Consider the following 10,875-nt stretch of genomic DNA (forward strand, 5'->3'; position numbering starts at 1 on the left):
TCTGGATACCCCCGGCCGCTGTCGCTACTCTCGGGCCGCCGAGGAGGCGGGCATGACGCACGTCACACTGATCGCCGGGGGTGTTGTTTCTTGTTCACCGTATGTTCGACATTGTCGAATCCGGCGGCTAGTTTCGGGGCATGCCCGGTCCGATCCAGTCGATCGAGCGAGCGGCGGCCATCCTGCGGCTGCTGGCCCGCGGCGCAGGCAGGCTCGGCGTCGGCGAGATCGCGGGCGCGCTCGACCTCGCCAAGCCGACGGCGCACGGCATTTTGCGCACGCTGCAGGGCGTCGGCTTCGTCGAACAGGACCCGGCGACCGGCAAGTACCAGCTCGGCGCGGCCCTCGTCCACCTCGGCACCAGCTACCTCGACGCCAATGAGCTGCGCTCGCGCGCCATCAACTGGGCCGACGCGTTGGCCGCGCGCACAGGCGAATCCGTCCGCATCGGCGCGCCGATCGACGGCAGCGTCGTCGTGGTGCACCACGTCTTCCGCCCCGACTACACCGAACAGGCGCTCGAGCTCGGCGAGCTGCTTCCGCCGCACGCGACCGCGCTCGGCAAGGTGCTGCTCGCCTACGACACCAACCTCATGGCCGCGGCGCGCGGCGCCACGCTGCCCTCGCTCACCCGGCGCACGATCATCGACCGCACGGTGCTCTCCCGTGCCCTCGCCGCGGTCCGCCAGGCCGGCTGGGCCGGCGACACCGAGGAGTACCGGCCGGGCGAGGCGGGCATCGCGGCGCCGATTCGCGCGCACGGCGGGCTGGTGGTCGGCGCCATCGGCATCAGCGGGCCGGTCGACCGGCTCTGCGACACGCAGCTACGCCATCGGACCACCCTGGTCGGGCACGTACGCGACGCCGCGCACGCGATCTCGCGGGATCTGGGCGCCGTCCACTGACCAACCGACTCGTCGCAGGAGAGGACGCGGATGACCCAACGTTTCGTGCTGGCGATCGATCAGGGCACCACCTCGACCAGGTGCATTCTGTTCGATCAGCGCGCCCGCCTGGTCGGCGTCGCGCAGCGCGAGCACAAGCAGTACTACCCGCGCCCCGGCTGGATCGAGCAGGACGCGATGGAGATCTGGCGCAACGTCGACCGGATCGTGCCGCAGGCGCTGCGCGACTCCGGCGTCACCGCCGAGCAGGTGGCCGCGCTCGGCATCGCCAATCAGCGTGAGACCACGGTGGTGTGGGACCGGCGCACCGGCGCGCCGATCCGGCGGGCCATCGTCTGGCAGGACGTGCGCACCGAGGACCTGGTCCGCGAGTACGCGGAACGCCCTGGCGCCCACCTCATCCGGGAGCTGTGCGGATTGCCGCTCGCGACGTATTTCGCGGCTCCGCGGCTGCGCTGGCTGCTGGACTCCACCCCGGGGCTGCGGGAGCGGGCCGAGCGCGGCGAGGTGCTGTTCGGCACCATGGAGACCTGGCTGATCTGGAATCTGACCGGCGGCGTGGACGGCGGCCTGCACCTGACCGACGTCACCAACGCCAGCCGCACGCTGCTCATGAATCTCAGCACCCTCAGCTGGGACGCGGAGCTGCTGAGCTTCTTCGGCATCCCGGCCGCCATGCTCCCGCGGATCCAGCCGTCGACGGCGTCCTACGGCGCCACCCGCCGCGTGGTGCCCGGCATCCCGATCGCCGCCGCCCTCGGCGATCAGCACGCCGCGCTGTTCGGCCAAACCTGTTTCGCCCGTGGGGAAACCAAGTGCACCTACGGCACCGGCGGCTTCCTCATGATGAACACCGGCCGCGAGCTGGTGCAGTCCTCGCACGGCCTGCTCACCACCATCGGTTATCAGATCGGCGACGAGAAGCCGGTGTACGCGCTGGAGGGCCCGATCGCGGTCACCGGCTCGCTGGTGCAGTGGGTGCGCGACAACATCGGTCTGGTCGCCAGCGCGCCCGAGATCGAAACCCTCGCGCGCACAGTGCAGGACAACGGCGGCTGCTATATCGTGCCCGCGTTCTCGGGGCTGTACGCACCGCACTGGCGCAGCGATGCGCGCGGCCTCATCGTCGGCCTGACGTCCTATATCACCAAGGGCCACCTCGCCCGTGCCGTGCTGGAGGCCACCGCGTGGCAGACCCGCGAGGTGGTCGACGCGATGAACGCCGACTCCGGTTTGCAGGCCAGGGCCCTGCGCGTCGACGGCGGCATGACCTCCGACAACCTGCTCATGCAGATCGTCGCCGACGTCCTCGATGTCCCGGTCATGCGCCCGTTCAACGCCGAGACCGTCTCGCTCGGCGCGGCCTACGCCGCCGGGCTCGCCGTCGGCTACTGGCCGGATCTCGAGGGCCTGCGCAACAACTGGCGCCTCGCCGCGCAGTGGCGGCCCCAGATGGACCAGGACCACCGCGCCGACGAATACGAGAACTGGCAGCGCGCAGTGCAATTGACCTTCGGCTGGCAGCGCCCGCGGCGTCAACGGACGGAGGCCTGACCTGTGCTCGAGCTGCCACGACCGCACGGTTGGGGTGGGATCGTGCGCGACTCGCCGGGCGGAGGGGGTTGAATAGAGGGGATTGGCTATTCGCGGCCGATCGGAGGAGGCTCGACGGATGAGTCAGGAAAGCGGGCAAGGGTCCGGGCTGTTCAGCCACGACACCATTCCCATTCAGGTGTATACGCCTGCCGAGAGCAGCGACGTACATCATCAGCCGGTGTTCAGTAGAGCCGAGGACGGCTCCGGGTCTGCTGTCGGGGAGGTCAAGCCGCCGCGCGCCTGACGCCGGACACGACGCGAGCCCCCGCATCGCACACGAGACGCGGGGGCTCGCCGCGTCTCTCGACGAACAAGTGAATCCGCCATAGCGCCACGCGCATCGCTCACCACTGTCTTTGCCCAATGCTGCGCCAGCCGACAGCGGGCTGCTGTTCAATTAGTGAACAGCCGCTAGTCACCGCTGAAGGAACGCCATGAGCAGCCGCGCCGTCGCCGCGGGTGTGGCGGTCATCGTCAGCGAGAATTTCGCCGCGGCCAACGGCATCGACCCGTCGATCGTGATCAGGGCCCAGGCGATGACCACCGACTGCTCACCTACGAGGCGGTCGGGCTCACCCCAGAAGGCCCGGGTATGGCACCGTCACACGCTGAAAGGAACCGCGACACATGGGAACTCTGGATGGCAAGGTCGCCATCGTCTCCGGCTCCGGCCGAGGCATCGGCCGCGAGATCGCGCTGAAGCTGGCGGGCGAGGGCGCGAAGGTCGTGGTGAACGACCTCGACGCCGACCCGGCCGCGGAGACGGTCGCCGCCGTGGAAGCCGCAGGCGGGCAAGCGGTTTCGTGCGTCGGCAGCGTCACGGAGGAGGGTTTCGCCGAACGGTTCGTGCAGACCGCCGTCGACGAGTTCGGCGGCCTCGACATCATCATCAACAACGCCGGTTACACCTGGGACTCGGTCATCCAGAAGATGTCCGACGAGCAGTGGGACGCCATCCTCGACGTCCACCTCAAGGCGCCGTTCCGGATTCTGCGGGCCGCGCAGCCGGTGATCGCTTCGGCGGTGAAGCAGGCCAAGGCCGCGGGTGAGCCCGTGCCCTGCCGCAAGGTCGTCAACATCTCGTCGCTGGCGGGCACGGGAGGCAATGCGGGACAGGCGAATTACTCGTCGGGCAAGGCCGGCGTGATCGGCCTGACCAAGGCGCTCGCCAAGGAGTGGGGCCGCTACAACGTCACGGTGAACGCGGTCGCGTTCGGCCTCATCAAGACCCGGCTCACCGAGGCGCCCGCGGGCACCGGCGGCACGATCGACGTGCAGGGCAAGGAGATCAAGGTCGGCGTGAACCCGAACCTGCTCGCCGCGATGGAGCAGATGGTGCCGCTCGGCCGGGGCGGCACGCCGGCCGAGGCCGCGGGCGCCGTCTACCTGCTCTGCCTCCCGGAGTCGGACTACATCAGCGCACAGACCCTGGTCTGTGGCGGTGGCTTCAGCATCTAGGCCGCTTACCCGAGGGACGGTATCGCTCGCGGGCTACGGCGCGTTCGTCTTCGAAACCCCTCTCTCATGCAGACTCTCGTCGCCGAGGCGGGGCATCTGCCCGCGGCGGATCGGGCGCGCGCGGAAACCGCGCAGCGGGCCTACATCGCCGAATGCGTACACCTGCTGCGCGCGATGCGCCCCGGCTGGGACCCGATCCCCGCCCGCGTGCGAGTCCGAGCCGCGCAATCGATGCTGAGCGATCTGGCGCTGTCGCAGCATCTGCGCGCGTACTCGGGCGTCGTCTCCGCCTCGGCGAGGATCGGTGCCCACGTGCTCGCGCTCGCCTGACTTCCGGCACACCCCTTGCAATCAGGTGTGCGAGAAGAAGGCGCTCACGCCGCGGCGGTGGATAACAACGCCGGCTGCCGGACCTCCACGGCTTCGACCCCGCGCGGCCGATGTTCACAGGTGAACACGACCTCCTGGCCGGGGGACAGGGTCTTGAAACCGGGGGAGTCGATGCTGGAGTACTCCACGAACACACCGTTCGGGTAGTCCGCGGCCGAGAGGAAGCCGAAGCCCTTGGCCGTGTCGAACCACTGGACGGTGCCGCGCACCCAGGTCTGGCCGTCGCTCATCAGACGGCCTCGAAGGTGGAGCGCTCGCTGGACCCCGGCTGCATCACCTGCTGCCACCACGAGGCCAGGGGGCTCGGATCGGGCCACACGACCGCGGAATCGGTGCGGGTGGCGTTGTTCGTAGCTGCTCTTTGTGACGGTGCGATGTTGTCTGGACGGACCACGACAGACGATCTCCTCGGACTCGGAACGTTGCGCGGGTATCCCGCGTTGGCCGGATGCCCGCAACGGCGTTGTCGAAACTGTAAGCAGCGGAACAAGTATTCGTCTCCGCTTCGCCGACCTAGAGGTACAACGTCACATTCTGTCGCGGCATGACGGGCGTCACAAAATGCGGCATGACGGGCGTCACATACCCGGTCTGAGAGTGAACGAGAGTGGGCCGGGCCCTTGGTCGGGCCCGGCCGATGTCATGCCGGAGGTCGATCAGCCGGCCCAGGGGCCGATCCCGCCGACCTTCTCGATGCGGATGCGGGTGAGCAGTCCGGGCGGCGCGTCGGGCGGCGGGAAACCGGCGTCCGGGCTGGCCAGCGTCTTCGCGAGTTCGGCGAGCAGCTCCGGCGCGCCGCCCTCGACGATGCGCGCCGTTCCGGTCACCGACAGGTACGGGCGCATGATCTCGCCGCGCTCGGGGGACAGGATCGTGACCGCGACCCGTCCGTCGCGGCGGACATTGCGGACCTTCTTGTATTCGCCGAGGTGGGCGGTAACGAGTTCATCGCCCTCGGGGGTGGATTGCAACGCGACCCACACCACGCTCACGTGCGGGCTGCCGTCGGGGTTGAGGGTGACCAGCGTCGCGTCAGCGCCGGCCCCGATGAGGGCGCGAGCGGCGTCGTCGAGTTTCATAGTCCCTTCTACCATCGGATCTGCCGGTTCATTCCCGCCCACGCGGCTGCGCCGAAACCGAATGCGCCCGAGGCGCACGCGGTCGCTGTACTAACGTCGCCGGCATGCGGCTTCACGTGGGCTGTGCGATGTGGACGCACGCGGCATGGCAGGAATGGCAACCGGCGTCGGGGGACCGGCTGGCGGCCTACGCCGATCGCTGCGACGCGGTCGAGGGCAACACCACCTTCTACGCGATCCCGGCGCGGCGCACGGTCGAGTCGTGGACCGCGCAGACCGCGCCCGACTTCCGGTTCGTGGTGAAGCTGCACCGGTCGATCACCCACGAGCGCAGGCTGTCCGGGGTCGACGAGGAGATGCGCGCGTTTCTGTCGGCGATCGAGCCGCTGGGCCCGCGCGCGCACGCCCTGTGGGTGCAGTTGCCCGGCTCGTTCGGTCCGAGCGATCTCGGCGCGCTCGCGCTGTTCCTGCGCAGGCTGCCGCGGTCCTACCGATCGGCGGTCGAGGTGCGTCATCCCGCGTTCTTCGAGAACGAGCGGGCCGCAACGCAATTGGAGAGCGTGCTCGACCGTGTCGGCGCGGAGTGGATACCCTTCGACACCACAACGCTTTTCGACGGTCTTCCGGTCACCCCCGCCGAGCAGGAGGCGTGGTCGAAGAAGCCGAGGGTGCCGCGGCGGACCCGCGCGCTCACCGAGTTCCCGATCGTCAGATACCACGGTCGCGACTCGGCGGAGCGCACGGTCGAGGGCTGGCGGCCGTGGGTCGCCACGGTGGCCGACTGGCTGCGCGAGGGCCGATCGCCCACCGTGTTCGTGCACACTCCGGACAACGCAGAAGCGGTGCCGCTCGCGCGCCGCTTCCACGCGGAGGTGGTCGCCGAGGTGCCCGAGCTCGCCCCGCTCCCCGAGCCGAAACCTACCGGCCCGATGACCCTCTTCTGACCGTGGACGCGGCATAGGCGACGGCGAGAATCACCGCGCAGCCGGCCAGCGCGATGAGCACCCCCGACGTCGAAACGCCCAGTGCGCCAACGGCTATGCCGATGGCCGCGGTGGGGGTCGGGTCGGAGGCGGCGGCGTGGTGGACGGTCGTCTCGGCTCGCTGCCCGGTCATTCCATGACTGTGGCACGGTCGGCCGCGGATCGCGACGGAATATCGCGGCGCCCGGGAATCTGAAAATTTCGCGACGCACAGTGTGAAATGCGGCTCGGCACTCGGCGCGTAGGTAATCTGAGGCTGTTCCACCGAGCGTGGAACAGCCGCTCCACGAGTCGCGGGCTCGTCCGACGACTCGCAATCGTCGCACACAGACGGTGGCGTTTCCGGCAATTGACGAGGCCGCCGTGTGGCACTTCCGATCAGCGCTGACCCAACACACGGAGGGCTGTAATGAACGGATCGTCGATCAGCGAATCACGTGGCCACACCGAAACATATTGGTCGGTTTGTCGTGCGGAACCATGGGCATAACCCGCTCATGAAACCGGAGGAAGCCGCGCGCCGCTTGCTGGAGGACATTTTGGCGCGATATACGTCGTTGGAGGAATTCATCCGTCTGCTGCGGGTGGACCCGCTCGTCGACACCGCGGAACTGCCTCCGATATCGGCTTACCTGTGGACAATTCCGTCGTAGCGCGGAGATAGCCCGGCCTCAGCGAAGCCCGATCGACCGCGGTCGGCGCGCCTCGATGTCGTGCGCTAGGTCGGTCCACTGATTCGCGAGTTCGGCCAGGCGTGACCACGCCGCGTGCACCCGCTGCTCCGGCACGTTCTCGGCGGTCATGAGCAGATGGTCGGCGAGAATCTGGGCGGCGGCCATCCGGTCCACGGTGCTGCCGAGCGTCTCGCCCGTCCGGGCGTTCGGGCGCCGGGGCATCACCTGCTTCGCCACCCACTCGTCGATCACGCAGACGAGTTCACCACGGCGGCGGTCGATCTCGGGATGGCGCCCGGGCTGGGCACGGCGCGTGTGGTGCAGCTGCGCCAGCGCCCGCGCCAGCTGGATAACGAGGTGATCGCCCGGGCGGTCGCCGATCTGCATGCGCAGCGCGGCGGACACTTGATGCCAGTCCGGCAGCAGCGGCTTGGTGCCGCCCTCGTCGATGGGCTTCGTTCGCGATCTCGGCCACTCGGCGGACGGCACGGTCACATGACGGGATCGGCGCGGCCCGGTGCGTGCGCCCGGCAAATGCGACCGGCTCGTGCCTCGGTACCCAGGCTCGGTGTCATGGTGCGCACGCGAATTCGCGCGTCGCGCGTGTCTCGGTGGTCCAGCTGCGTGGGCAAGGTAGGCCTTCCCTGGCGACGGTGGAGGTGCGCCCGACCCCGGCGACCAGCCACGTTCCTCTGGGTGAAGCCGGCCGTTCTGCGCGTACCCGAGATAAGGGAGCGAAGCGCCCGGGGGCGGACGCACTATCGAGTCTCGTCCTCGACGCGGCTGTCCGGAAGCCGAATTCGGGTCAATACCCGCGGTATTTGGCCTCTTTGGTTATGTTCCCGCAATCGGCGACCCGCTCTGCGGGGCATCGCCGGTCGGGCGCGAGGCTAGGGAGCGGGTTCGGGAAGGACGGTGAAATGACGGACGGTGCCGGAGAGCTCGGGGAGTTCGACGGGCTCGGTCCAGGTGCGGAAGTTGTCGTGGCTGTCGCTGTAGAGGTACCGGGGGTGGTCTTCGTCGTAGTCGTCGAAGAAGATTCGCCACGAGCCGCCGGGCAGCGGGATGACGCACTGGCCCTCCCGCGGCGCGCCCCAGGTGGCCCAGTTGCCGGTCGCGACAAAGACATACGGACCCAGCGGCGCGGGGGCCACGGCCAGTTCGATGAGCTTGCTGGTCTCGTTCTTGGTGAAGGCGCAGTAGAGGTCGTAGTTGTAGACGATGGTGGTGTCGATGTAGCCGTAGCCGAAGAAGTCGCAGGCAGGGCGGTCGCCCGAGCTGCGGTAGCCGGGGGGCGGACCGAGTCCGGCCAGCGGGGTCAGCGGAGTCCACGAGCGCAGCGACGGGTCGGTCGCGGTCATCAGATGCGGGGTGAAGCGGCATCCGTCCGACAGCGACACGATGACATTGACGCGGCCCTGCGCGTCGATCAGCCACTCCGGCGCCCAACTCGATGTCACGGTGAAACCGGGCACCTGGGTGGGGAAGTCGTACATGTGCGTCCAGTTGACGCGGTCGGTGCTGCTGGCGAAGCCGATCGTGTGCCCCTCCCACCCGGTGGTGTAGGTGAGGTAGTACACGCCGTCGACGTGGCGGAACAGGGACGGATCGCGCAGCAGGCCCGTCGGCGGCCGGTAGGCGGGGCCGCGCAGCAGCTGGAAGTTGGTCGCGTCGGTGGATTCGTAGACGTAGAGGTCGGTTTCGCTGGAATTGGTGAACGCGGTCATCGTGTACCGCATCGCCGGCTGGCGTGCCGTGGCGTGCTTCAGCGCCAGCAGGCTGAGTGGCACGCCTGCCGCCATCGCCAGCGCGGACCTGCGACGCATCGTCACTCCTCGATTATCCAGAGCGGATCGCTATGTCCGGTAGTCGACACGCCGCAGGTCGTGGTGGCGCGCAGCGGGTTTACGACGCGGTAGCTACGAGAGCGCATTGCGCACGGCAATGTGTCACTTCATGCCGAATGCAAGAGTGCGTTGATTTCGCACCGGAAGTCACCGGATCTTTCCATCCGGAATCGCCACGGAATATCTGGTCGTTGGGTAATCTTGCGGAGTCCCAGGAAAGTTCGGGACAGTTCCGCAGAGTGAGTCGTGGTCGCCCCTGCGGCTCACTATCGCTGTACAAAGCCCGATGGGGCCCGGGGGATTTCCTCGGGCCCCATCGGTCGTGTCCTCGTGCGCCTCTCTTTGTTCTGCAGCGCAGGCTATACAGCCGAACCACCCGTCTCCGCGATGAATTCGTGTCGAATTCTGGCGATCCAGAACCGCCGCGGATCCGAATATTCCGTAGTGCCGACACATGTCTGGCTCGTTGTCGGCCACAGATACCGCATTCGAGACGACAAGGGGTTATCTATGTTTCACAAAACCACAGCCGCCGCGGTGAGCGGTCTGCTCGCCCTCGCCGCGACGCTCGCCGTCGCCACCGGCACCGCCGCCGCCACGCCGAGCGATCCGTCGCCGGGGGTGTCTGTCATCGCAACGTCGCCGACGGAGCAGGTCGATCCCGCCGGCGACGAGGGCGACGCCGAGGCGGAAGACACGGCGGATCTGTACGACCCCGCCGCGCCGGAGGGCGAGAAGGCGGGGGAGAAGGGCGGCAAGGGGAAAGGCAAGGGCAAAGGTAAAGGTAAAGGCAAAGGCGAGGACGTCCCGATATTCATGCCGCCAGGCATAGACCAGGCAATCGGCGCCGGGCTCAAGGCGCTGCGGGAGTACCTGGAGCCCCCGAACGGCGGCGCGAGGTTGGGGCTCGGTGGCAAGTCCGTCGACTACTGGCTCGATCTCTTCCTCGGAGAGGAGTCGCGCACGGGCTAGGCCGAACCGGTCGAGTGACGAATTGACCGGCCCGCGTTACTGATTCACCGACCAGGCAGGTCCGCATCGATGAACGAGCGGACCTGCCTGTGGTCGATCTACCTGAGAAAGTCGTCCGCCCGGACGATTCGCCTGCGCGTGTACAGCAGGCGAGCGGTCTCCGCCAGCAGCAGGGTCCACACCAGATAGCGGCTCGCCTCGAGCAGCCCGGCCTCGGTCTCGGCGGACTCCGATCCGCGGCGACCGAGGGCCGGAGCACCGTGATCCGCCGGGCGACCCCCATCGACCTGCACGGCGGCGTCCCTGGACTTCGGCGGATCACCGGGCACGGCAGGATCTTTGGCGGCGTCGCCGGCCTCGGGGGCGTGGGCGTCGCGACCGGGCATCGAGGCGAGCACCCCATCCGGCCGGCCGGCAGCCGGTTTGGGCACGCTCGGTGCGGGCAGCGCGCGGGCGGCCGCGACGAACCAGTCGGCGACGAACTGCACCGACGATCGGTCCGCGGCGACCGAGGTGACCGCGTAGGCGCCGTGGCGGACCACCGCGTCCTGGTACTTGGCCCAGACCTCGGTGTCGACGAGTTCGAGGTTGTCGCTGACCAGACGCCCGATCTCGTTGAACGCCTGAGTGACCACCTGGGTGAAGCGCGGCGCGGACGAGCGCTTCGGCATCGCGGCGAACATCCGGGAGCCGAGGCTGGCCAGCCCGGCGAGCGGGTCCGTGGCGCCGAGGGCGCCGATCTGGCAGACGTCCTCCGGGCTCAGCACGACGCCGACGATGCTGGTCAGGGTATTGAGGGCGATGGTCGCGATCCGCAGCGCGGCCGCCTGGCCCGTGGGGTCGTCGATCAGCGAGCGCGGATCGGAGGCCTCGGCGAGCCGTTCGCTGAGCGACTTCTCGCGCGAGAGCACGAGACTGCCCGGGGTCACGCCCCTGCAGGTCCTTGTCCACCACGTCGGTGGTGGCCTTGC

General features: G+C 68.6%; 16 protein-coding genes. 8 read left to right on the forward strand and 8 right to left on the reverse strand.

Annotated elements, in window-relative coordinates; translation table 11 throughout:
* Positions 1-140: 140 nt before the first annotated feature.
* The 3 genes from ON39_RS07485 to ON39_RS48500 all read left to right on the forward strand — a co-directional run bounded on the left by ON39_RS07485 (position 141) and on the right by ON39_RS48500 (position 2,745).
* Positions 141-905: an IclR family transcriptional regulator gene (locus tag ON39_RS07485; protein WP_040732519.1), complete on the forward strand. Its 765-nt coding sequence runs from the start codon at positions 141-143 to the stop codon at positions 903-905.
* Positions 906-935: 30 nt separating this feature from the next.
* Positions 936-2,459: a glycerol kinase GlpK gene (gene glpK / locus ON39_RS07490; protein WP_040732520.1), complete on the forward strand. Its 1,524-nt coding sequence runs from the start codon at positions 936-938 to the stop codon at positions 2,457-2,459.
* Positions 2,460-2,577: 118 nt separating this feature from the next.
* Entirely contained in the window at positions 2,578-2,745 is a 168-nt protein-coding gene (locus ON39_RS48500) for a hypothetical protein (RefSeq protein WP_157195411.1), read from the forward strand.
* A 171-nt stretch (positions 2,746-2,916) separates the two neighbouring features.
* Here ON39_RS48500 and ON39_RS50430 read toward each other — a convergent pair whose 3' ends face one another.
* Positions 2,917-3,045, reverse strand: coding sequence for a hypothetical protein (locus ON39_RS50430; protein WP_255219239.1), 129 nt, complete (start codon positions 3,043-3,045; stop codon positions 2,917-2,919).
* A gap of 83 nt (positions 3,046-3,128) precedes the next feature.
* Here ON39_RS50430 and ON39_RS07495 point away from each other — a divergent pair, with 83 nt between their 5' ends.
* Together ON39_RS07495 and ON39_RS07500 are read left to right on the forward strand one after the other, a co-directional pair.
* The gene (locus tag ON39_RS07495) at positions 3,129-3,959 is read left to right on the forward strand and encodes an SDR family NAD(P)-dependent oxidoreductase (protein ID WP_040732521.1); all 831 of its coding nucleotides are present in this window, start codon (positions 3,129-3,131) and stop codon (positions 3,957-3,959) included.
* Between the two features lie 66 nt (positions 3,960-4,025).
* On the forward strand, positions 4,026-4,289 hold the full coding sequence (locus ON39_RS07500; RefSeq protein ID WP_040732522.1) for a hypothetical protein: 264 nt from the start codon (positions 4,026-4,028) through the stop codon (positions 4,287-4,289).
* A gap of 44 nt (positions 4,290-4,333) precedes the next feature.
* Here the strand turns inward: ON39_RS07500 and ON39_RS07505 are convergent, their stop codons facing one another.
* The 3 genes from ON39_RS07505 to ON39_RS07510 all read right to left on the reverse strand — a co-directional run bounded on the left by ON39_RS07505 (position 4,334) and on the right by ON39_RS07510 (position 5,428).
* A complete protein-coding gene (locus ON39_RS07505) occupies positions 4,334-4,579 on the reverse strand; it encodes a cold shock domain-containing protein (protein ID WP_040732523.1) in 246 nt (81 codons plus the stop codon).
* Positions 4,579-4,743 (reverse strand): hypothetical protein, encoded by a 165-nt coding sequence (locus tag ON39_RS48505; protein ID WP_157195412.1) that lies wholly within the window; start codon positions 4,741-4,743, stop codon positions 4,579-4,581. The genes ON39_RS07505 and ON39_RS48505 overlap by 1 nt, the downstream gene beginning before the upstream one ends.
* 262 nt (positions 4,744-5,005) lie before the next feature.
* Positions 5,006-5,428 carry a PPOX class F420-dependent oxidoreductase gene (locus tag ON39_RS07510; RefSeq protein WP_040732524.1) on the reverse strand — a complete coding sequence of 141 codons (423 nt, stop codon included), beginning with the start codon at positions 5,426-5,428 and terminating at the stop codon, positions 5,006-5,008.
* 104 nt (positions 5,429-5,532) lie between these two features.
* On the opposite strand from ON39_RS07510, the gene ON39_RS07515 reads away from it, so the two are divergent.
* On the forward strand, positions 5,533-6,372 hold the full coding sequence (locus ON39_RS07515) for a DUF72 domain-containing protein (protein ID WP_083894301.1): 840 nt from the start codon (positions 5,533-5,535) through the stop codon (positions 6,370-6,372).
* Here ON39_RS07515 and ON39_RS48510 read toward each other — a convergent pair.
* Positions 6,347-6,544 carry a hypothetical protein gene (locus ON39_RS48510; RefSeq protein ID WP_146251211.1) on the reverse strand — a complete coding sequence of 66 codons (198 nt, stop codon included), beginning with the start codon at positions 6,542-6,544 and terminating at the stop codon, positions 6,347-6,349. The two genes, ON39_RS07515 and ON39_RS48510, sit on opposite strands and share 26 nt — an antisense overlap.
* A 364-nt stretch (positions 6,545-6,908) precedes the next feature.
* Between ON39_RS48510 and ON39_RS48515 the strand changes: the two genes are divergently transcribed.
* Positions 6,909-7,064 (forward strand): hypothetical protein, encoded by a 156-nt coding sequence (locus ON39_RS48515; RefSeq protein ID WP_157195413.1) that lies wholly within the window; start codon positions 6,909-6,911, stop codon positions 7,062-7,064.
* An 18-nt stretch (positions 7,065-7,082) separates the two neighbouring features.
* Here the strand turns inward: ON39_RS48515 and ON39_RS45690 are convergent, their stop codons facing one another.
* Together ON39_RS45690 and ON39_RS07525 are read right to left on the reverse strand one after the other, a co-directional pair.
* Positions 7,083-7,580, reverse strand: a complete 498-nt coding sequence (locus ON39_RS45690) for a DUF4254 domain-containing protein (RefSeq protein WP_246003020.1) — start codon at positions 7,578-7,580, stop codon at positions 7,083-7,085.
* Between the two features lie 395 nt (positions 7,581-7,975).
* Positions 7,976-8,911: a glycoside hydrolase family protein gene (locus ON39_RS07525; protein WP_040732542.1), complete on the reverse strand. Its 936-nt coding sequence runs from the start codon at positions 8,909-8,911 to the stop codon at positions 7,976-7,978.
* 531 nt (positions 8,912-9,442) lie between these two features.
* On the opposite strand from ON39_RS07525, the gene ON39_RS07530 reads away from it, so the two are divergent.
* The gene (locus tag ON39_RS07530) at positions 9,443-9,904 is read left to right on the forward strand and encodes a hypothetical protein (protein WP_040732526.1); all 462 of its coding nucleotides are present in this window, start codon (positions 9,443-9,445) and stop codon (positions 9,902-9,904) included.
* A 98-nt stretch (positions 9,905-10,002) separates the two neighbouring features.
* Here ON39_RS07530 and ON39_RS07535 read toward each other — a convergent pair whose 3' ends face one another.
* The gene (locus ON39_RS07535) at positions 10,003-10,833 is read right to left on the reverse strand and encodes a hypothetical protein (RefSeq protein WP_040732527.1); all 831 of its coding nucleotides are present in this window, start codon (positions 10,831-10,833) and stop codon (positions 10,003-10,005) included.
* Positions 10,834-10,875 lie beyond the last annotated feature (42 nt).

It is taken from the genome of Nocardia tenerifensis NBRC 101015, from assembly GCF_000308715.1.
Classification (GTDB): domain Bacteria; phylum Actinomycetota; class Actinomycetes; order Mycobacteriales; family Mycobacteriaceae; genus Nocardia; species Nocardia tenerifensis.